This is a genomic window from Heyndrickxia sp. FSL W8-0423 (assembly GCF_038009395.1).
Classification (GTDB): domain Bacteria; phylum Bacillota; class Bacilli; order Bacillales; family Bacillaceae_C; genus Heyndrickxia; species Heyndrickxia sporothermodurans.
On the sequence record NZ_JBBPBE010000001.1, the window covers coordinates 212,172 to 233,676 of the forward strand.

The following is a 21,505-nucleotide window of genomic DNA, read 5'->3' on the forward strand; positions in this document are numbered from 1 at the left end:
GTCCTGCTCCTTTACCCGTTTCCTAGATTTTTCTTTGATTTATTTTGAACGAGGGTAAAAAACGGTTCACCAAAACTATCCAGTTTCACAAAATAGGCAATAATCATAAAGAATCCAATGACAACACCTAGTAACCCAAATAAGGTAGCTAACACTAACACAAAGTATTTCAACACCCTAATCGCAAAGCTAAACGAATTGATAGGTACCACAAAATTTGAAATCGCAACGGCGGATACAAGAATAATCATGATATTACTAACTAGATCCGCTTCTGTAGCAGCCTGTCCTAAAATCAAACCGCCAACGGTTGTAGCAGTCGGACCAATCGCCTTGGGCAAACGGATACTAGCTTCTGTCAATAATTCCATCATAAATAGCATCAATAATACTTCAATAAAAGAGGGATAGGGCACACCTGTACGGCTTCCAGCGATCGATATCGCTAATTGAGCTCTAAAAACCTCTGGGTTATAACTTGTTAGAGCAACATATAACCCAGGTAACGTAATACTCAAGAAAAATCCGATATAGCGCAGCACCTGCAGAAATCTTCCGACCCAATAGGTTTGATAGATATCCTCCATTGAAGCCATAAAATCCTTCATTACTGTAGGCAAAATGACAGCAAATGGTGAACCAGAAGTAAGCAGGATTACTTTTCCACCAGCTAAGTTTACGGCTACCCTGTCCGGTCTCTCACTCACCAGCATGACAGGGAACAGCGACCGATTACTTTTTTTTATAATATCCAGCAGCTGTTCCCCCGATTGAAACATTTGAACTTCAACGGAAGAAAGAAAATTTTTTATTCTTTCTAAAACAACGGGATCAACATATTGAGTATCATGGAGAATCATTACTTTTGTTTGCGATGTCGTTCCAATCGTCATAGATTCTACAGTTAAAGTAGTGGACGGGTATCGCTGACGAATGAGTCCTAGATTTGTAGGCAGGCTTTCACTAAATCCAGATTGCGGGCCTTGGGTAGTGGTTTCAATGGTAGTATCTAAAACCGCATTATTTTGATCAATTTTACTATCTAATAAAAAATAAAATCCTGATAAAAAAGAATCGAAACTCCTCTTACTAGCTCATCAAGCGTTTTCTGTTCATTCTCAAACGGTTTTATTTTCGGCTGCGATTGCAGGTAATCTAAGAACCGCTCAGGAGATGTAATTTCAAAAAAAGGAACAACCACGTATTCTTGAAAAATCTTCTCATCACTAATTGTGTTGATATATAAGACTTCAATCGATTTTTCTTCGGTATGTAACTCCTTAGAAACAACCTCTTCCGAATGTGCAACCTTTCTTTTCAAGGATTCCTGGATGGATTGAATCATATGTATAAATCCTCCCCGTTTAAAAAGCACTTTTCTTACTGTCCCCTGATAATTGGAATTTTATTCATGTGGGTCTCTTGTGATAACCAACCAATAGGGCGGATTCTGGTCCAGTTAACATCCGCTTAATTGAATTTTCCTGTTTCTAATAAATTTCTTAATTTGACACAAAGTTAATAAAAGGCGAAATATTTGTTTTAAAAAGATAAATTTGAAATCAAGCAGAAAATAGATCGTAGCTGAGCTTTTATCCTTTGTATTTACGATGCATTTTAGTTGAAAAAGCCAAATAGAAGAGTATATTAAAAGTGTAAAAACTATTATTTTCTTAGGAGATGCATGAAATGAAAGCATTAAGATGGCATAACCAAAAAGACTTACGATTAGAAAATATAGAAGAACCGAAAGCCCTTAATGGCAAAGTTAAATTAAAAGTAGAATGGTGTGGAATTTGTGGCAGTGATTTACATGAATATACTGCAGGTCCTATTTTCATTCCAACTGAAACACATCCATTAAGTGGCGATAAAGCTCCAATTGTTATGGGACACGAATTTTCCGGACAAGTTGTTGAAGTAGGTGAAGGTGTGACAACTGTTCAAGTTGGCGACCGCGTAACTGTTGAACCTATTTACGCATGTGGTGAATGCGAGGCTTGTAAACAAGGAAAATATAATCTTTGCGATAAAATGGGATTCTATGGTCTTGCTGGAGGCGGCGGCGGATTTTCCGAATATGCAGCTGTACCAGTTGAAATGATTCATAAATTACCAGAAACTGTATCATTTGAACAAGGCGCACTTGTTGAGCCATCCGCAGTTGCTCTTCATGCAGTTCGTCAAAGTAAATTGAAAGTCGGCGACAAAGCTGCTGTTTTCGGTACCGGACCAATCGGTTTACTTGTTATTGAAGCATTGAAAGCTTCTGGTGCATCAGAAATCTACGCTGTTGAATTATCCGAGATTCGTCAACAAAAGGCAGCAGAACTTGGTGCAATCGTTATTGACCCGAAAAAATATGATGCCGTTGAAGAAATTTACAAACGTACAAATGGCGGGGTTGATGTAGCTTATGAAGTAACTGGTGTACCACCTGTATTAAAACAAGCAATCAATGCAACAAAAATAGATGGGGAAACAATGGTTGTAAGTATTTTTGAAAAAGAAGCGCCAATCCATCCTCATGATATCGTTATGAAAGAACGTTCATTAACTGGTATTATCGGATACCGGGACGTCTTCCCAGCTGTAATCAGCTTAATGGCTCAAGGCTATTTCCCCGCTGACAAATTAGTAACGAAACGTATTAAACTTGATGATGTGATTGAAGAAGGTTTTGAAGGCTTACTAAGAGAAAAAGACCAAGTAAAAATCCTAGTTAAAGCTGAATAAATTGTTGAACCAGATTTCTATGGAAATAGGAATCTGGTTTTACTTTTTTAATAACCTAGTAATTCAGTTATCTAATTTCTGTGGGTTGCACAAAAAAGCTTCGAATTTTTTTGTGGATCATAGAATTCTGTTTGTAACGCATAGATTCTGGTTTGTGCATCATACTTTTGGGTTTGTGATGCATACGTAGCTTGTGAATCTACCTTTTTTTGTTTTGTGGATCATAGAATTCTGGTTGTGACGCATAGATTCTGGTTTGTGCATCATACTTTTAGTTTTGTGATGTATATGCTGCTTGTGAATCCATCTTTTTTTGTTTTGTGGATCATGAAATTCTGTTTGTGACCCATAGATTCTTACTTGTGCATCATACTTTTAATTTTGAGGAGCATGCAAAGCTTCGGAATCTACCTTTTTCCTTTGTGGATCTTATAATATCGAAAAAATAAAAAGAGAAGTGCTGATAACACTTCTCTTTCACAACTGTTATAGGAGACAACATGTTAATCACCCTGAGATACCAAATTTATACTTCGTACTAGAATGAAACACCTCACCCTTTTTTAAAATACTTGAAGGAAAATGTGGGTGATGAATAGAATCTGGTAATCCCTGTGTTTCTAAGCATAATCCGAGATAATTTCGTGATGGGATACCCCTTATGGAAAAGTGCCGTTATCTTCAAGTTGGTTGCCTGTATATACAAACTGCAACAATATTATATTGGATTGTCGCAAAGTGGACTAACATAAAGCCATTGGTACAGTTTGTCAGGGATAATAGGCAACCGACATACATTAAATCTCTAAACCCCTTTGACAACCAAAGGGGCTTTCACATTCTGTAACTTAGTGACTAAACATCATATGGTATCTATAATAGATCCACAAACAACTTGATCCTAGTGCAAGAAAGTAGACATAGATTTTCTACCGCGCATTCGCTTGGTTGCCTTTATAAAAAATTGCCTTTTGGAAAAACCCCAGGTTAAACGTATTTTTATTTACTTTCAAAATGCTTATCGAAAAAAATTTGATGGTTATTTTTGATATCAATAACCTTCAGTATATTCGACTTTTTAATATAGATGCTCTTATAACGCTTTTCCCCATCGATATTAAAAATCAAGATTCGCTTATTAGGGTTGTCTGTTCCAACTGTATAGTTAATATGATCAACTTCTAGTTTATCCATTATTACTGCATATTCCGGATATTTTGACCCAGCATCAGAATTGGTATTATTTTTTGCAGCCCCTTGAGATTCAGTCTGTGTTTTCGATTCTTCCGACTGAGACTTCTCATTGCTGTGATCATTTGCCACATCTTTACTTGGGTCTTTCGCAACCTCATTCGTCCCATTGGCATTGGTGTCTGTTCTTAGTCCATCTTTACCATTCGACGTTTTCTCTTTTTCTCCATTATTTGCAGAACAAGCCGTCAGTAAAAATGCACAAACTAGTAATAAAAGTACCTTTTTCATAAATATACTCCTTCTTAAAATTAAATGAAACAACATTATAACGAATTTAAAACTATCATGCAAAAAATTATACTTTTCTATCTATTTTCCTTTTGTGGATCATAGAATCTGGTTTGTGACGCATAGATTTTTATTTGTGCAGCATACTTTCGATTTTGTGATGCATTCGCGGCTTCTGATTCTACCTTTTTTCCTTTTGTGGATCATAGAAACCAGTTTGTGGCGCATAGTTTCTTCTTTGTGCATCATACTTTCGATTTTGTGACGCATACGTGGCTTTTGAACTAACTACATTTAGTAAAAATTTGATAAAGTTTAAATAGAGATAATCGTATCTAACTATGGGAGCTTAAATAGTAAATTAAATAAGAATTCCATCCTCCTTTATTTCCTCTAATGTTAATTCATCTCCCGCTTCTTGCGGATTAAACATGCTTAATCTCTTTTTTATTCCTTCAATACCCCCCTCTGTTAGGATAGATGTCGTATGATACTTTAGTGTTATAGTTAAATAAATAACACGGAGGTCGATCGATATGACAAGTAGAAATGGAATACGTTATTCGCAGGAACAAAAAGAAGCGATTGTTAAACGCATGATGCCACCGAATAATGAATCAGTGGCGAAAATTGCGAAAGAAGAAGGTATTACAGAAGTGACGTTGTACAAGTGGCGTAAGGAAGCGCGCACAGCTGGTGTAGCAACACCAGGAAATGGACAAACAAGCGATAAATGGAACAGTCAAGATAAGTTCTTGGTTGTGATGGAGACTTTCGCCATGAACGAGTCGGAGATAGCAGAGTATTGCCGTAAGAAGGGACTGTATCGTGAACAGATTGATGCATGGAAAAGTGTTTGCCTTCAGGCAAATGGTCAGGCATTCGATCAAGCGAAGCAATTGAATGGAGCATTGAAGGAAGAACAAAAACGTGCCAAACAATTAGAAAAAGAACTACAAAAGAAAGAAAAGGCGCTGGCTGAAGCTGCGGCATTATTACTATTGCGAAAAAAGGCCCAAGCGATTTGGGGGGACGACGAGGAAGAATGATTAGCCCATCAAATCGCGCATTAGTAGTTGAACTTATCCAAGACGCCAATCAAAATGGTGCGCGATTAGCGAAGGCTTGCGAGGAGCTTCATATCAGTGTTCGTACCTATGAACGTTGGGTGGCGGAGGGTGGAGTGAAGGTTGATCAGCGTCCACTGACGAAAAGACCCGTACCAAAAAATAAGTTATCTGAGAAAGAAAAAGAAGAAATACTAACGGTTGTCAAACAGGAAGAATACGTTGATTTACCACCGACACAAATCGTACCAAAGCTTGCGGATAAAGGAACTTATATTGCGTCAGAATCTACATTCTATCGTGTGTTACGTGAAGAAAAAATGCAACATCATCGTGGTCGTAGCCAAAAGCCTGGTAAAAGAATCCCCGAGAGTCATCTGGCAACATCGCCGAATCAGGTTTGGACATGGGATATTACTTGGCTTGGTGGGCCAGTGAAAGGTTTGTATTATCGACTCTACTTAATTCTCGATTTATTTAGTAGAAAGGTAGTTGGTTGGGAAGTTTGGGAAACAGAGGAGGCAAAACACGCTGAAACGCTCGTCAAAAAAGCAGTCATCAATGAAAAAATCCAAGGATCGCCACTCGTGTTGCATTCAGATAATGGTAGCCCAATGAAAGCCGAGACATTCATAAGTTTACTAGAGAAATTGGGCATTCAAAGCTCCTTTTCAAGACCGCGTGTGAGTAATGACAATCCTTACTCAGAAGCGATGTTTCGGACACTCAAATATCGACCAGATTTCCCACACAAAGGTTTTACATCACTCGCAGAAGCAAGGGAATGGGCACAGCAATTTGTCCATTGGTACAACGAGATACACCTGCATAGTGGGTTGAATTTTGTGACACCTGTACAGTGTCATACAGGGGAACATGTAGCCATATTGGAAAAGCGCAAAGAAGTATACGAAGTAGCGAAGGCGAAGCATCCAGAGCGTTGGGCAAAAAGTACAAGAAATTGGGCACCAAATAAACAAGTAGCGCTCAATCCAATGCGAGATAAGGGGCAAACCGAAGCATTGAGGAAACCATAATTCCCCATTTTCCTGGTGATTTGAATCGAAACCACGCTTTTCGTTTCGATTCAAATCACCAGGCCAGCAAGCGAAGCGCGGTAGCCTTGACTAAACTGCGATTCATCCAATCTTTCAAAATACTAAAGTAATTAAATACGACAACTATATTGACAAACACCGATACGTCCAACAAAAACTTTATCATGGCCAATTGCAATTTCTCCAATAGCAGTATCAACAATAACATCTTCTATCTTACCTAAGTTATCAAATTCATCCGCCAGTTTTGCTATAGCAACCTATATCCCCCATCTTCATCTAACAACTCTTCATATGTCTCCTGAATTGCATCAAATAATTCATTATACTCCCAATCCTTCATTAGTTTTCTCCTCCCAAAAAATTAAGTCTAAGGAATAATTCTATTACCATTGTTGTGTATGACTTCTAATTTAATATTTTTTATTTAGCAGCAAACTCTGCTATGACTTTACTATAACTGTCGCAAAATGCCTTGATGGTATAACCATCATGAATTATGAATTTTCATTAGCATTTTTTATTTCGTCCAAAGCACAGATTTCTCACAAAAAAACTAAAAACACCTGTTGCCTATTAGACAATCAAGTGCTTTTTGTTTATTAAATAGGTTTGACCGATTTACAAACATTGGATCAAGGTTTTGTTACTACCAACAAGTATCTATTCTGTTAACATATTAAGAAATTCTTCAAAGCTATTACTTATAGTATATGTTACAGGATTTAAATCTGAAGACTCTTCATGATTCCACACGCATACAGTAGGCTCTTCAACATCGTTACGATAGTCTAAGCAAACAAAGTCACCCGCAAATAAAACAGCTATTGGTAGCAGTTCAGTACCAACTAAATTTTCATCAAAAACAATTCTTTCGTCTAATTGTGTTCTAACTACTCCTATATCATAATACTCATCGTCTCTTTCCCCGGTTACTTTTAAAATACATAAAAACCTATCAATCGCATAGATATGGTTATTATACTTAAAACTATCCTTTATAGGAGTACCACCATTATATTTTTTTATAAATTCTTTATACGTCTCTGGTAAATTTATTCTCCACTTACCTTCCTTTTCAGAAAGCAAAGTATCATCTGGTAAGGGATAAATTATTGATCCATCCTTAAATTCCATTTCTATACCACCTCAATATTATTATCTTGGAGCATCGGCCCACATACCTTTTGTCCTTCCACCATTATGTGGTGTGATATTATGAATACCAAAGGGGACTAGCTCCATTTTACCCGGAACCTCTGTATGTTGCCATGTCATTCCTTTTCTTGCACCACCTATTTGTTCATCTAACCACTTAAACTGTTCTTTATCTGATAATCTCCAAAATTCCTCTGGTAGCTGAACAGTTTCTTCTACAACACCCGCACTTGCAAAGTCGGCAAATCCATACCTCATACCATCTGCTTTTGTAACCTTTATTTCAGGAATATGTCCTTTTTCTATAGCCATTTCTTTTATCTTTCTTTTTTGAGCGGAAGACAAGCTATCGCCACCAGGAATAGTATCATCCCAAGACCAAGGTTTGTTTAAATCGACATGTTCTTTATATACTTTTGCATAGTCTTCAATGACTTCATCAAATTTCTTATTGCCATTTATAAAATCATCAATATTTCTTAAATTAGTTTCACTAACTCCCTTACCTTTACCCGTACCCTATGTTGTAATCTTAAAAGCTAAAAATAAAAAAGTCAGCCATTTACCATACTATTAAACTACTTCTTTTCTTGCTCTATCGGCAATTCGTAGGCTGTTTTATGTTTCATCATGCCATAAACAATGTTCACAAGCCTTCTCATAATGCACACCAATGCTTGTCCCTTTGTTTTGCCTTCTTTCAGCTTACGTTGGTAATAAGCGTGGAACACTGGATTTCGTGGCAATTTACTTCCCTTTGCTACTTGCACTTGTTGTACTGCGAGGTTGTAAAATAAAGCGTGTAGCGCCCGATTTCCCTGTTTACTTTTTTGTTCCTTGCCTTTCCCACCAGACCCAAAGTAAACAGGCGCAATCCCCGCAAATCGTGCCAATTTGTTGGCATTTGGAAAACGTCTAACGTCACCAATCTCCGCAATTAAAGCGGAAGCTGTTACGAGGTCAATGCCTGGCATGGAGTCTAGTTGAAAGTCTAGTAAGCTCATTAACTCTTTTAATTCGCCTTCCACATAGTTCATTTCCTTCTTTTTAAACGTGATGTCTCGAACGATGCTTCTTACTAGAAAGTCTCGCGTTTCTTGATGTTCTTTTGTTGTGTTCCCATCTTCTATTACTAGCTTCAATATTTCATTCGCTTTTTTCACCGAACAAGTATTATGGCTCACTTCTAATAAGAAGGTGGTCAATTGTTTTATACTCACACCTTCTAAACAAGACGGTGATGGGTATCGTTCCCAAAATGCTAAAGCTGTTTTCCCATCCACCTCGGAGAAAAACTTCTTATAGCTTGGATAATGATGGCTCAATTGAATATGCAGTTGGTTTTTTAAAGCACCTTGAGCTTTCACCAATGCATTTCTTCTAGTGACCAATTGTTGTATCGACCAAAATAAATCATGTGGTTTAGCGTCAGGCAATTGGCTAAGTTGTCTTACCAATATTCTAGCCACACATTCCGCATCCCAGCTATCACTTTTTTGTACGGTCACATGGCTTTTTCGTTCAGCGTACGAAAGTGCTGGGTTAACCTCTTTTACAACTTGTCCATGGTCCGTTAGATATTGTGCCAGTGCTCGACCGTAACCGCCCACATCTTCTAAACCAAATACAGGTGTCAACCCTTCTTCTGTCAGTTTATCAATATCTAGTAAAAATGTTGAGAAAGCGGACGGTTTATTTTCAACCTTTATTTCATCTAGTTTTTCCTGCCAACAATTAATAATCACTGCCACATGGTGCTGTTTATGCAAGTCTACACCCACATAAATATGTTTCTGCTTTTCATGCATCGTTCATCCTCCTATTCAGTTGTCAATTATTGAATGAAAATGCCGGCAACCTTAGTTCGAGCGTTCACCTATCGGTGCGCATTGGTACGAAAGCCTATCCATTTTCAACCTTACAGAAGAATTTATAAGAAAATGAGTCCCTTTTTTAAGTAACCTTTTAAATTATTGCTTCATGTTTGCCATTTGCTTGTATTTGTCCGTAGGTATAGATCCCTTGATAAAAACTTTCTCGGTCTAATATTCGCTTCACTTGTACTTTCGTAAATGCTTTCCCTTGCGTTGTTTGATACCCTTCTTCATTCAATGCTTCTGCCAACCTAGACAGTGACCATTTCTTATGTAGCTCTTTTAACTCAAATAACCGTTTTACTACTTCTGCATGCTCGTTATGTATCTTTAATTCCTTTTCACCCTTTAGCTTTGTATAGCCAAATGTTGCCCTTCCCCCTGCATATCCACCTTCCTTCGCCTTTTTATTTCTGCCTTTCGTTAGTTTTAGTGCTATCTCAAGCCGTTGGTATTGGTCTAACAATTCCATTAAGCCATTCACCAAAAAGTCGTTAGGGTCTTTCTTATGGATACTGTAAAAGGGTTGTTCAATACTTTTAATGTCACAACCATATTTTTTCAGCTCTCGTTGAATCAGCACCTTCACAATATCTGACCGCCATAATCGGCTTGTGTTGAGCACCACCACATAATCAATTTGGACAGACGAAAGGTGAGCCAACATCTCCTGTAAGCCCACCCTGTCAATTTCTAATGCTTCTTCATTTAGTTTTGCGCCACTAATTCCTTCGTCTCTAAAAATATGAATCAAGTTTAAGCCTTGTTCCTTACAATATGCTTTAATTTCCTCTTCTTGATATTTCAAGCTATATCCATCTCTTGCCTGCCCTTGAGTGGAGACTCGTATATACCCAACAACGTTCAACTTTTCACCCTCCCGTTACATAAATTGTAATTTGTGTAACGCTTTTTAAACGAATAGCGAGTATTATACAACCGTCTCTTGTAAAAACACAACCCAATTTTTGTCTGCCTTGACGCTAAACTAGTTACCTTCTTACGTAACCTACCTTTTATCGCCACGAGCTTTGTCATTCTCGTTAGTTTTTTAGCCATTCCCTGTCATAACTACCCCTGCCATGTAAAATGTCATCTCGCCTAATTATCATACTTTTTTTACTATCCAAGTATTAAACCGATACTCCATGATGGTACAACCTTCATGAGTTATGAATTTCATACAGTCTTTTTAAATTACCTCTCATCTATTAATTATGGAAAAAACCTTGAAGGAACTCACTTCCATTCAAGGTCAACTTTATCGTCCAGAATATTTCGAAAGTTATAATACAATATCTTGATAACCTACTTCTTCTACCATTTCATCTTCGATTTTTATTCCCATCCCATTGTCAATATCCCAGGAAACATCACAAAGTAAACCTAATCTTCTTTTTCCATTCTTTCTTACTCTTCTTACAATTAATTCAACTGGCTTTACTATTCCTTTTAAATCTGAGATAGAATCAATCTTTGGTGCAAATTTATCTGCTTCTGATTCATTACCTAACATCTCTCTATACTCTTCATAGTTCTCAATATAGTAATCGTAGACTTGCTTTTCAGCCTCATGTATTATGTTATTCATTTCTTGATTAAAGTTAATAAATGCTTCTCTTTGCACATTTGAAAAATCAGCGTTTTCATGTGCATCAACACTTAAAAGTATTTCTCTTTCCAAATCAAACATTCTAATGGTTGTTTTTCCTCTCCAAAAATTGTTTTTATATTCAAGCTTTCCAAATAATTCATCATTGATTATAGCCATCCTAATTACTCTCCTAACTTAACTTTTATATTATATTCTCCAACTCCACCCAAATGTTTAAAAACACTATTGATTTTACTTGGCACCAATTGTATTGTTTCCAAGTCGTTAAGTTCATGCCAAGTATATTTATTATCTTCTCGCCAATCAGCTATATCTTCTGCTGTCCATTTTTGTTCTGGTGTACTCCACTTTTTAGCCAATTCTTCATCAGCAGTCGAAAAGTTTGATTTTCTATCATTAGTCATATTTTCTAATTTAATTTCACCTTTGGAAAATGGAGAAAAGTCTGGCATTCCGTTTTTATACTCAACTCCATCAACACCAGCTTCATCAAGGTATTTTTTTATTTCACCGGTCTTATCGGAGATAAATAACGATTCTGCTCGTTCGTTACTCCATTCACCTTTGTTAACAGGGGTAGTTTTTACCCTTTGTTCATAAGTACTGTATTTAGGGTCTACGTCAAAACCTCTTGTAAAGTCTATTTGCCTATAATTATCCGTACCCTTACTACCACCACTAACCCCATTCCCCCTACCAAGCTTTGCAGCAAAATAATTCTCAGCCGCATGCGTATTCTCCACAGGTATTCGAACACTTCCAGTATTGCCGAATCCCTCTATAGCGAGGTCCAATGGTTTTCGGGTCGAGAAGATATTTTTCGTATGTGTGACAGTTGAATCTATGAATCTTCCTACTTCTATTGTATCGTCTATTAACTTATTTTTCAGCTTATTTGGTACATCTTTTATCATGGAGGCGGCACTTTTTAAGCGAGTGGTAGACGCCTTTCCGGCTGTTTCAACTAGATTTCTAACCTGAGTCATTCCATTATTGACACTGTTTTTTATTCCCGTTTTAACGGATGATATCCCTATATCTCCAAGGTGAGCAAACTTTACTGTACCACTGAATTTTGCGACACTGCTCACTCCGGGGATAATGTCCAGCGGGCTCAATAGTCCACGGAAGACTCGTTCTCCGGTACCTAGTTCTCGACCTGATATCCAATCCTTTCCGGAAACGGCCGAGCTTAATTCGAATGTTCCATAAGCGGCTCCTAAGGCGATCCCTGCAGGCGGGCAGACTAATGATACACCGACGATGACGACGAGTGCGGCAATTTGTCCCCAGAATTCCTTGCTTTCCTGATGGTTTCGAATCGATTCGTACTCGAAGGCATTGGTATTTACAGCGGCTAGTTGGTATTCTTTTTGAGAGAAATCTTGATCGGGATTTAGCTCTTTCCAGGCATCGTATTCGAGCTTGATTTGTTCAGCATAAAAATTATCGCCATTAAATAGATCATCGATACTTACTTCTGTCTTTGGAACCTCTAAAGTATTCTGCTGGCCATACCCCGCGTAGACAACCTTCACTTCTGTTGCACCAACCCGGTTCTTCGTCGTATAATTTGAGATTGATAAATCTCTCATCGCTTCGACGAATGCATCGATATCTTCATAGAATGGTTGATCGATCGTCCGGTCGACGATATCCCCAACTTTTCCAGTAAAGCGATGAAGCACTTCAAAGTCTTCGTATAATTGTTGAAATTTATCCTTTTGACTTGTGTGATGAAAGGAAATGACCCCATCGCTGTCAAGGCTTGCAATATCTGATTCGGCATCTTCTAAATTGTCTGTAATAGCTTTGAGTTCATCGATCATCCCTTTGCCATAACGACCTAATCCAATTAAATCACCGATTCCATCCTTCATTTTTTCCCAGTCTGTTGGGATATATTTTACATCCACGGAACCCCCCCTGTCGTATTAAACTAGATTTCTAAAATTGGCCAATTGGGTAATTTCCCCATTCCATATCCTTCATATTATTACCTTCTAAAATTTTACAATATGAAAAGTGAAGATAAAATAGGGAAAAAGGATGGTAGGTATTTCGTTGGATTAAAGTAAAGGGAAGGAGATAGGAAAAGTTTCCTAAAAGGTAAAAAGATCATGTCGTTGATTTTGGAAAAGATGTCAAAAAATCTATTGTAAGCTGGTTTAACTGATTACTAAAAAATTATAATAGGTAAAGAGGATACTAGGTTAAAAGAAGGGGAAATCCGTGAATATGGAAATCATTGAAGCGATCCGAATACTAATAACCGTTTTACTTTCAGCACAATTTACTTACGGTTGTACAATTCTTTTATTAGGCCGAGTAATGACGGATTATTATGAGTGGGGAACGTTTGAACACCCTAATACTATTTTTCAAAAAGTCACAAACGCATTTATGATTGTGACCATTAGCAGTGGATATTATATTAATAAAAAACTAATGAAATATAATTGGTTTACTAGAAAGTTACTTTTATTGTTTGCCTTAATTCTTCAAGGTATTATTTCTATCATTGTCTATTACATTGTATATGGCGGCTTGAAAGCAATATTTCTTTAAGAATGGTTGGAAAAGTCAAACTGAAAAGGATGATGAAAAAATGGATCATTTATTAACCTGCACAACAGAAGAACTAGCACTAATGGTCAATGTTGCGGGTCACCAGGAGATTGCAAAAGGAATTGCTACGGTATTCACCTCCAATAAAACAGAAAAAGAATTGAATGCAATATTCGAAGCCACAACAAATCAACTCATTATGAAACAAATATGGGACCCTGATCGAGATATGCGTGGAGAATTCCCTTTGAATGAGAAACTGAAACGATTTATTGATAAATATGTAGGATCGAAACGAATGATTAGATGCTCGAATGCCCCTCAAAAGTCAGTCTTAATGATCCATCACTATGAAAATAATGAATGGTTATTCCATTTAATTGATCGAGATATTATCCATGAATTCGCACTAATTGATGCTTCCGAAATAGGGGAGATAATTGAACAGTATTACGCAATTTCCTATGAACAGTTTGGTGGCAAACAACATTTTTACTTAACTGATAAGGCATTTGATTTATTAAGCAACCCAGACAAAGTTGATATCATCCGTAAAGACTCTAGGTTTACACAGCAAGAAGAAGATAGCTATAACCTATTTTTAAATGATTTACACACATTTCATTGGACATTATTTAATATATCCAATTTTGCTATCCTCTCCGTGAAAAACGAAATGTACTTAGAAAATATTCTATTCTTTCTACCCTCTAAAAAAGGAATATGGATTACGGAATATACAGAAGACATCAACAAACCGGTTCATACCTATTTAGCGAATCAAGAAGAATGGCAATCCATTTTAAGCAACATCGGGATAGTGGCAGCTACTTACTAGTTATAAGCCGAAAAAACATAGATTTTACGAATGCTTTATTAAGTGTTAAATCTTCAAGGAACCTACCTGTTTTAACATGGGATAAAAAAGATTTTAAGAGGTTGAATTGCGAATATTTCAGTCCAACAAATGAATTAATCCAAACAGAAAAATAAAGAGTAGGAATAACGATAAAGAGCAAGGCAAATTCCTTATAAACAAAATAAACCAAGGAGCTCAGAACTCCCTGGTTTGAAAACTTGTAACTACCTATCATAAGACCGCATATTCAGTTAAAAATTAATTACGAGAAGGCCTCCCTTTCGTTTTCGCCGATGAGGCGGTTCTTCTTTGTCGTTTTTTATCAGAAAATACACCGCTCTCACTAGAAATCAAGCGAATCCAACTATTCCCCTTTTTCAAAATTTCTAAGTCCCTTTCTCCAAATCTTCAATTTCCGGACGTTTTTAACAGCATTCTTAACCCAAAAAAAGCCGCCCAAGGTTCTTCATTTTGATTAAAATAAAAGCGAATCTGCTTTTCCGTTTTCATTATGACAAGTGTTGTTTTGTCACATGCTCTTAACGTAAATACTTGGTTATCAATTTTTGCTTGTAAAACGCTGCCTTTAAGTAAAATCTGGATAGATGTTCCTTCCTCTGACTGATAGGTGCCGACAAATTGTTTTTTTCGTGCATCAGGTAATTCGACGGTTGGTTCGAGATGGCTGTATTTTCCTTCTATAGGGAGCCCTAATGCCGTATTCACAACCTCTAACCATATATCTTTTGCGGGTACGTCTGATGCATTTGTTAAAACGGCAACCACAAGTTTTTGTTCAGGAATAAAGCCAAAATTAGAGGATACACCCGGTTGACCACCGCCATGATCGACCAATGTAAACCCGTGATAATCTAGTGTGACTTGCAATGCATAGCCATAATACGAATTTCGGTTTATTTGAAAATATGGATTTTGCATTTTTTCTAATTGTTTCTTAGATATGAATGTGTCTTTATCAATTAGGCCTTGGTTGACATAAAGTTCACCATATTTCAGTAAGTCCAGAACATTCGAGCGGATGCCACCACCTACTTCATAATTTCCTAAGGCGGGCCAATTTTGCTTCTCAAATTGTTCTGTTTCTTGATAATAAACATAAGGGCTCGATACATCGTCCATTTTATTAATTTCTTCAATACTAAATGTGGAACGATTCATATGCAGCGGGTTTAACAGTTCTTCTGTTATATATCTTCTATATATACGACCTGTCAGTCGCTCAATAATGACACCTAGTAATAAAAATGTATCATTGCAATAGCTCAAATATTCTCCCGGCTTACCTAATAAAGAATGTTCATTTTCAGCTAAATAGGTTAAGTGTTCATGGAATTTATTCAGTTCTTCTCTTCGTCTAATCGGTGCTAGACCTGTTGTATGAGTTAATAAATGATGGATTTTAATCGATTCCATCGAGTCAATGTTTGAAATCCGAAATTCAGGCAAGTACTTAATGACTGGATCATCAATAGACAGTTTTCCTGCTTCTTCTAGTTTCATAATCGCGAGTGCAGTAAAAGATTTTGTAACAGAAGCAATGCCAAAAATCGTCTTTGGCGTTACTAATTCCATGGACTCCAGATCTTTTACTCCAAATCCTTTCTGATAAATTACTTCTCCATTTTTGCTGACAGCAATAGCCGCTCCCGGGATATGATCAGCTTCCATTCGTTTACTTAGTTTCTCTTCGAATAATCTCCAGTCCATCGCAACCACCTTTTTATCAAAGTATTAATAATAGTATAATTATTAATCTATCATTTTATGGGAGGGGTGGGAAGGAAGTTGGTAAAATTGGTGAAAGGTAAAGAGAATTCAAAATTAACAAAAGGTAAAATATGGGGAATTTTGAATTCATTGAGGCTACCGAATACTAATAACCGTTTTACTTTCAGCACAATTCTTTTATTAGGTCGAGTAATGACGGATTATTATGAGCGGATAATGTTTAAACACCCTAATAATATTTTTCAAAAGGACACCCAATTTTTGAAGCAGTAGAAAATCACCGACCAAGTTTCCTTTTCTTTGCCCATCTTCGGCTTCATTCCCCCTCTTTGACGACCAAAATTCCTTTTCTTTTCGCATCTTGGGATTCATTCCTTCTCTTTGACGACCAAGTTTCACTTTCTTTACGCATCTTGGGATTCATTCCTTCTCTTTGACGACCAAGATTCCTTTTCTTTACACATCTTGGGATTCATTCCTTCTCTTTGACCACTAAGATTCCTTTTATTTACACATCTTCGGCTTCATTCCTTTTCTTTGATGACCAAGATTCACTTTCTTTACGCATCTTCGGCTTCATTCTTCCTCTTTGACGACCAAGATTCCTTTTCTTTACGCATCTTAAGACGCCATTTGTCCACCTCGGTTCTAGTGGAACTCCTCGGTTTGAAAATTTGTAACTACTTTTTACAGATGGGTATGTTCAAGTTAAATTACTAACGTGAAGAACCACCCTGCGGGTGGTTCTTCTTTGTCGTTTTTTATGCCTAATTCGGGTTATCATTTTTTAAAATTTCTTCTTATAGAGTGTATTCAAAAAAACTTGATTAATTTGCTATCATAATTAAACTACGAATATAACGGTAACCTTCTATTATATTAGAAGCATTAAAGGTAACGGTGGATGGATCTATTTGTTCCACAATCGGTAATATAGCAGCATTTTCTGCGAATCCTGTTGTATTAAATGACATTTCAACAGTGACGGGACCATCTATAGAAAATAGAGGGATATTTTCTCTATTCATCCACCCTTCCTTTGTTTGCCTCTCAATTATCTCCCGCGCTTTCTTCGGATGGATACTTCCAGCCGTAAATTGATTAATCGTTTGCTTAACATTAGCGAAGTATACTTCCGGGATAAGTTCCCGTACTTCCTTTTCCAATCGGTCACAACCGGAAACACAAATAACAGGTATATTAAAATAGCCTGCAACTAAAGCATTCAAACCAAATTCCCCATATTCAATTCCATTCACTTTAATAGAGCGAACCACTTTTCCACTAAAGGTATGATTAAGTAGGCCGAAATCACCTTTTTTTGTATGATAGCCTATAAATACTGCCGCATCAAAGGTTTCATCAAGCCCCTCCACCATCGCCAGTTTCTTCGGTGAACCTGAAATTAATGAAGCTTCTGTATGAAGAAGTTCAGGAATAATGTTTCTCATTGTACCATGGGAATCATTGACAACGATTTCATTTGCACCCGCTGCAACGGCACCACGAATACATGCATTAACTTCTTCAGTCATTAGCATTCTTGCACGGTCATGCTCCCTCCCATCACGGGTGGTGTGTTCACTATGTACAACCCCAGCAACTCCTTCAATATCTGCCGAAATATATAGTTTCACTTTCATCTCCCTTTCCAATGCACTCCAAGAATTGTTCTCCAAGTTTTGAAATGGTTGTTCCTGCTCTTCCTTTTCGAACATTTAATAGCCCCAAATCCTGAAGTACTTCTAATCTCATACGCAATTGTTGCTCTGTTAACCTTATTTCTTTTTTTAATAATATATCCATTAACTTCAAACGACCGTATGATTCCCGTTTTCGTTTCCCTTCGTGGAACGCCTTTAAAATGGCCGTACTTTCTTCTATAAATCCATGCTCCTCAATTACTTCAATGATTTTATCCACTTGAATTTCTTGAGACGAAAGCACTTGATTAAAAGATTCTTTATCCCCTTGTATATATAAGGGAAGCATATGAATATCAATTATTGGTTTATCCAAAAAAGACAAATAGGATATCGTATTATATAATTCTTTTACATTCTCTTTCCATCGATAATTTTTTAATCGTTCCATCACCCTAGGGGTAAAAGTTAAATCCTCTCGATGCAATCTTTTTTTTATATTTTCGATTAAATCTTCTATATCCTCTTTTCTTTCGGATAAACTGGGCATATGCACCGCTGAGCGTGAGAGTAAATAAGCTAATTCTTGATCGATGACTCCTTCATTTAACAGTTTATCAAGGGAATAAGTACTACTCATGATGATCCTTACGTCGACTGAAACATAGCTAGTTCCCTTCACCCGCATTATTTTTTTCGTTTCAATGACTTCTACCAAACGTTTCTGCAAAAACACCGGGAGCTCATTAATTGCCGTTATATAAAGCGTACCACCATGAGCTCTCTCAATTAATCCCATTTTTACATCATGACCATTTTCAATCCCAAATAACTCCCGTTCTAGAACATCATGGGTACGAAAACCGCAATGATAAACGACAAAAGGTCCGTGTTTGTACTGGGAATCATTGTGTATGGCTTGTGCCATCATATTTTTACCTGTTCCCGCTTCCCCGTATAAAAAAATCGGGTCACTTATTTTTGAAAAAGTCATTGCTTGTCTTATTGGTTCCTTCATTAATGAACTACCCGCGATCATATCAGAAAAATGATAACCCGCAACCTCACGTACGTCTTTAATAATTTTCTTGTTATCATTTGATTCGTCAAAAGTGTGGTCCTTGGATAATAAAATTAACGATTTTGTATATCGTTTATATAAAGTGGAAGATTCAATTTCCAATGAAAGCAGTTTCTTCACCTCGAAAAATACCTCTATATCCAAAAGACGCATCCCAATATCGATAACCTTCCCCAATCCTTTCGGTAAAAGGTCTACCTCATCTGGTGTAATAATATAATCAATAGCGGATGGAAAAGGTTTCGTTGGATCATAGGGAAAATAGTTATGCTCAAAAAACGTTTCTCTTAGCGATTCTACGGTTTCTTTCGTATTATTCCAATTATCATTCACAACTAAAATGTTTCTACCAGGCGGTAAGTCAATAACTTCCTTCATATTCCCATAATTGATTTCCCTTTTGGCAATAATACATGGACAACCCTCGGGGATAAATTGTGAAGCAAAGCCAAAAAGGATATCACTTGATAAAATCACCACATCCCCCGGGTCTATCGTATTGTTTTGCAAATCTTTAATCGTAGTTGGGGAAAGATGGATTAAATTACGAAATACTTCTTTTAATTGCCTAGTAATGGTTGCAAGATATTTTTCCTCTATCGAAATAAGATGCAATTTTGCTTCTGCCATATAAACACACCGCCCTACCATTTATCCTATCTATTTCCTATTATCTAATATAAATGGCAGGAAACATAGTGTTTTTCACCTATTTCTTTCCACTCAGGGACCTCCATCTTACATTTCTCGGTTGCAAATGGACAACGTGTGTGAAAAGTACAGCCTGTTGGTGGGTTGGAAGGGCTCGGCAAATCCCCCGTCAGCATAATTCTTTCCCTTTTTGCCTTTGGATCTGGAATCGGAACGGCGGACAATAAGGCCCTCGTATACGGATGGAGTGGATCCTTAAACAACAATTCTTTATCGGCCAGTTCAACCAATCTACCTAAATACATCACACCCACACGGTCACTTATATGTTCGACCACGCTTAAATCATGGGAAATAAATAAATAGGTTAGTTCAAATTGTTGCTGAAGATCTTTTAATAGATTTAAAATTTGTGATTGTATCGAAACATCTAATGCGGAAACCGGTTCATCTGCAACAATTAATTGCGGGTTCACAGCTAAAGCCCGCGCAATTCCTATTCTTTGTCTTTGACCTCCGCTAAATTGATGAGGAAATCGATCAGCATGATATGGCGTTAATCCGACAATTTCTAATAAGGATTCAACTCTTTGTTTGCGTTGTTCTTTCTCCACTCCATGAACAATCAGTGGTTCCTCAATAATATCTCCAACCTTCATTCGGGGATTTAAAGAGGCATAAGGATCTTGAAATATCATTTGAAAATCCTTTCGAAATGAACGTAATTTATCCTCGGACATTAAAGTAATATCTTCACCATTGAAAAACACTTGTCCATCCGTTGGGTCAATTAGACGCATAATCATTCTTCCTGTTGTAGACTTTCCACAGCCACTTTCACCAACAAGACCTAAAGTTTCACCTTTCTCAATCGTAAATGATAAACCATCCACTGCTTTGACCACAGATGACTTCTTTGAAAAGAATCCCTTATTGACGGGAAAATGTTTTTTTAAATTTTTCACCTCAACTAAAGCGCTCATTTAAGCCTCCTCCTTCTCATTAAGCCAGCATCTCGTTGTATGATTTTCATTTACCTTTCGCAACTGTGGTTCCTTTTCCCTGCACTTATCCATTGCGAATGGACATCTAGGGGCAAACTTACACCCTTTCGGCATTTCTTCCGGAGCGGGGACATTACCTGCGATAGATTGAAGGCGATCAATCTTCATGCCTAATTTTGGAATAGACCCTAATAAACCTCTCGTATAGGGATGTTTAGGATTTTCAAAAATTGTATTCACATCGGATTCCTCTACCACTTTTCCGGCATACATAATAACCACGCGGTCACACATTTCGGCAACCACACCAAGGTCATGTGTGATTAATAGAATAGAAGAATCACTTTCTTCACGTAATTTTCTCATCAAATCCAATATTTGTGCTTGAATGGTTACATCTAAGGCAGTTGTTGGCTCATCTGCGATTAGAAGCTTCGGATTACAGGACATGGCCATCGCAATCATAACCCGCTGACGCATTCCTCCGGATAGCTGATGCGGATATTCCTTCATAATTTCCCGTGCTCGTGGAATTCCAACAAGCTCTAACATTTTTATGGCATGTTCTTTTGCTGCATGTGCATCTTTTTTCATGTGTAAACGGATGGATTCAACTAATTGTCTCCCAATCTTATAAACAGGGTTTAGTGATGTCATCGGTTCCTGGAAGATCATCGCAATCTCATTACCACGGATCGAGCGCATGGCTTTTTCCGATAATCCAGTCAAGTCTTTTCCTTCGAAGGATATTTCACCATCCACAATTTTCCCCGGTGTATCCTTCAATAGACGCATAATAGATAAGGAAGTGACACTTTTCCCACAACCGGATTCTCCAACAATCCCTACGGTTTCCCCTTTATTAACAGTAATGGTGACCCCATCAACCGCTTTAACCACACCTTTTTCACTAAAAAAATGTGTCTTTAAATCCGAAATCTTTAGAAGTTCTGCTCCCAT

19 protein-coding genes and 1 pseudogene are annotated in these 21,505 nt (G+C 37.3%); 4 read left to right on the forward strand and 16 right to left on the reverse strand.

Annotated features, from left to right (window positions below):
• Positions 1–11: 11 nt before the first annotated feature.
• Together MKY81_RS00970 and MKY81_RS00975 are read right to left on the reverse strand one after the other, a co-directional pair.
• Positions 12–1,034, reverse strand: coding sequence for a spore germination protein (locus tag MKY81_RS00970; RefSeq protein WP_328007172.1), 1,023 nt, complete (start codon positions 1,032–1,034; stop codon positions 12–14).
• 8 nt (positions 1,035–1,042) lie between these two features.
• Positions 1,043–1,345 (reverse strand): spore germination protein, encoded by a 303-nt coding sequence (locus MKY81_RS00975; RefSeq protein ID WP_107958840.1) that lies wholly within the window; start codon positions 1,343–1,345, stop codon positions 1,043–1,045.
• 344 nt (positions 1,346–1,689) lie between these two features.
• Here MKY81_RS00975 and MKY81_RS00980 point away from each other — a divergent pair, with 344 nt between their 5' ends.
• Entirely contained in the window at positions 1,690–2,736 is a 1,047-nt protein-coding gene (locus MKY81_RS00980) for a 2,3-butanediol dehydrogenase (protein WP_066231676.1), read from the forward strand.
• A 507-nt stretch (positions 2,737–3,243) separates the two neighbouring features.
• Here MKY81_RS00980 and MKY81_RS00985 read toward each other — a convergent pair.
• Complete coding sequence (locus tag MKY81_RS00985; RefSeq protein WP_107981730.1) at positions 3,244–3,399, reverse strand: aldose epimerase family protein; 156 nt, start codon at positions 3,397–3,399, stop codon at positions 3,244–3,246.
• Between the two features lie 336 nt (positions 3,400–3,735).
• Positions 3,736–4,218, reverse strand: a complete 483-nt coding sequence (locus MKY81_RS00990; protein ID WP_328007170.1) for a hypothetical protein — start codon at positions 4,216–4,218, stop codon at positions 3,736–3,738.
• Positions 4,219–4,754: 536 nt separating this feature from the next.
• Between MKY81_RS00990 and MKY81_RS00995 the strand changes: the two genes are divergently transcribed.
• A protein-coding gene (locus tag MKY81_RS00995) for an IS3 family transposase (RefSeq protein WP_341116254.1) occupies positions 4,755–6,322 on the forward strand; the annotation gives its coding sequence in 2 pieces (ribosomal slippage) (positions 4,755–5,232 and positions 5,232–6,322; 1,569 coding nt in all).
• Between the two features lie 161 nt (positions 6,323–6,483).
• Here MKY81_RS00995 and MKY81_RS01000 read toward each other — a convergent pair.
• The 7 genes and pseudogenes from MKY81_RS01000 to MKY81_RS01030 all read right to left on the reverse strand — a co-directional run.
• Positions 6,484–6,686 (reverse strand): annotated as a pseudogene (locus MKY81_RS01000) (Imm3 family immunity protein); the annotation flags it as partial.
• Between the two features lie 320 nt (positions 6,687–7,006).
• Positions 7,007–7,480, reverse strand: coding sequence for an SMI1/KNR4 family protein (locus MKY81_RS01005; RefSeq protein ID WP_066231679.1), 474 nt, complete (start codon positions 7,478–7,480; stop codon positions 7,007–7,009).
• A gap of 21 nt (positions 7,481–7,501) precedes the next feature.
• Positions 7,502–7,846 (reverse strand): HNH endonuclease signature motif containing protein, encoded by a 345-nt coding sequence (locus MKY81_RS01010; protein ID WP_341116255.1) that lies wholly within the window; start codon positions 7,844–7,846, stop codon positions 7,502–7,504.
• A gap of 233 nt (positions 7,847–8,079) precedes the next feature.
• Positions 8,080–9,309, reverse strand: a complete 1,230-nt coding sequence (locus MKY81_RS01015) for an IS110 family transposase (protein WP_066231681.1) — start codon at positions 9,307–9,309, stop codon at positions 8,080–8,082.
• Between the two features lie 157 nt (positions 9,310–9,466).
• Entirely contained in the window at positions 9,467–10,243 is a 777-nt protein-coding gene (locus MKY81_RS01020; protein ID WP_034767640.1) for a recombinase family protein, read from the reverse strand.
• Positions 10,244–10,660: 417 nt separating this feature from the next.
• Positions 10,661–11,146 carry a DUF6985 domain-containing protein gene (locus tag MKY81_RS01025; protein WP_034767638.1) on the reverse strand — a complete coding sequence of 162 codons (486 nt, stop codon included), beginning with the start codon at positions 11,144–11,146 and terminating at the stop codon, positions 10,661–10,663.
• A gap of 5 nt (positions 11,147–11,151) precedes the next feature.
• Positions 11,152–12,906, reverse strand: coding sequence for an HNH endonuclease (locus MKY81_RS01030; protein WP_341116258.1), 1,755 nt, complete (start codon positions 12,904–12,906; stop codon positions 11,152–11,154).
• A 316-nt stretch (positions 12,907–13,222) separates the two neighbouring features.
• Here MKY81_RS01030 and MKY81_RS01035 point away from each other — a divergent pair, with 316 nt between their 5' ends.
• Together MKY81_RS01035 and MKY81_RS01040 are read left to right on the forward strand one after the other, a co-directional pair.
• On the forward strand, positions 13,223–13,558 hold the full coding sequence (locus MKY81_RS01035; protein WP_142406514.1) for a hypothetical protein: 336 nt from the start codon (positions 13,223–13,225) through the stop codon (positions 13,556–13,558).
• Positions 13,559–13,598: 40 nt separating this feature from the next.
• Entirely contained in the window at positions 13,599–14,396 is a 798-nt protein-coding gene (locus MKY81_RS01040; protein ID WP_108071000.1) for a hypothetical protein, read from the forward strand.
• A gap of 429 nt (positions 14,397–14,825) precedes the next feature.
• On the opposite strand, the gene MKY81_RS01045 is transcribed toward MKY81_RS01040, so the two are convergent.
• The 5 genes from MKY81_RS01045 to MKY81_RS01065 all read right to left on the reverse strand — a co-directional run bounded on the left by MKY81_RS01045 (position 14,826) and on the right by MKY81_RS01065 (position 21,505).
• Positions 14,826–16,145, reverse strand: coding sequence for a serine hydrolase domain-containing protein (locus MKY81_RS01045; RefSeq protein ID WP_341116259.1), 1,320 nt, complete (start codon positions 16,143–16,145; stop codon positions 14,826–14,828).
• Positions 16,146–16,993: 848 nt separating this feature from the next.
• Positions 16,994–17,809: a M55 family metallopeptidase gene (locus tag MKY81_RS01050; RefSeq protein ID WP_341116260.1), complete on the reverse strand. Its 816-nt coding sequence runs from the start codon at positions 17,807–17,809 to the stop codon at positions 16,994–16,996.
• Positions 17,775–19,520 carry a sigma 54-interacting transcriptional regulator gene (locus tag MKY81_RS01055; protein ID WP_341116263.1) on the reverse strand — a complete coding sequence of 582 codons (1,746 nt, stop codon included), beginning with the start codon at positions 19,518–19,520 and terminating at the stop codon, positions 17,775–17,777. Before MKY81_RS01055 ends, MKY81_RS01050 begins: the two co-directional genes overlap by 35 nt.
• Before the next feature lie 44 nt (positions 19,521–19,564).
• The gene (locus MKY81_RS01060) at positions 19,565–20,524 is read right to left on the reverse strand and encodes an ABC transporter ATP-binding protein (RefSeq protein WP_107982095.1); all 960 of its coding nucleotides are present in this window, start codon (positions 20,522–20,524) and stop codon (positions 19,565–19,567) included.
• Entirely contained in the window at positions 20,525–21,505 is a 981-nt protein-coding gene (locus tag MKY81_RS01065; RefSeq protein ID WP_341116267.1) for an ABC transporter ATP-binding protein, read from the reverse strand.

What these genes read in the sequence shown, in the direction of transcription:
- MKY81_RS01025 (WP_034767638.1), bottom strand. Translation starts at nt 11,146, where the DNA reads ATGGCTATAATCAATGATGAATTATTTGGAAAGCTTGAATATAAAAAC.
- MKY81_RS01060 (WP_107982095.1), bottom strand. Translation starts at nt 20,524, where the DNA reads ATGAGCGCTTTAGTTGAGGTGAAAAATTTAAAAAAACATTTTCCCGTC.
- MKY81_RS00990 (WP_328007170.1), bottom strand. Translation starts at nt 4,218, where the DNA reads ATGAAAAAGGTACTTTTATTACTAGTTTGTGCATTTTTACTGACGGCT.
- MKY81_RS00975 (WP_107958840.1), bottom strand. Translation starts at nt 1,345, where the DNA reads ATGATTCAATCCATCCAGGAATCCTTGAAAAGAAAGGTTGCACATTCG.
- MKY81_RS01045 (WP_341116259.1), bottom strand. Translation starts at nt 16,145, where the DNA reads ATGGACTGGAGATTATTCGAAGAGAAACTAAGTAAACGAATGGAAGCT.
- MKY81_RS01065 (WP_341116267.1), bottom strand. Translation starts at nt 21,505, where the DNA reads ATGGGAGCAGAACTTCTAAAGATTTCGGATTTAAAGACACATTTTTTT.
- MKY81_RS01015 (WP_066231681.1), bottom strand. Translation starts at nt 9,309, where the DNA reads ATGCATGAAAAGCAGAAACATATTTATGTGGGTGTAGACTTGCATAAA.
- MKY81_RS01005 (WP_066231679.1), bottom strand. Translation starts at nt 7,480, where the DNA reads ATGGAATTTAAGGATGGATCAATAATTTATCCCTTACCAGATGATACT.
- MKY81_RS01050 (WP_341116260.1), bottom strand. Translation starts at nt 17,809, where the DNA reads ATGAAAGTGAAACTATATATTTCGGCAGATATTGAAGGAGTTGCTGGG.
- MKY81_RS01040 (WP_108071000.1), top strand. Translation starts at nt 13,599, where the DNA reads ATGGATCATTTATTAACCTGCACAACAGAAGAACTAGCACTAATGGTC.
- MKY81_RS01055 (WP_341116263.1), bottom strand. Translation starts at nt 19,520, where the DNA reads ATGGCAGAAGCAAAATTGCATCTTATTTCGATAGAGGAAAAATATCTT.
- MKY81_RS00980 (WP_066231676.1), top strand. Translation starts at nt 1,690, where the DNA reads ATGAAAGCATTAAGATGGCATAACCAAAAAGACTTACGATTAGAAAAT.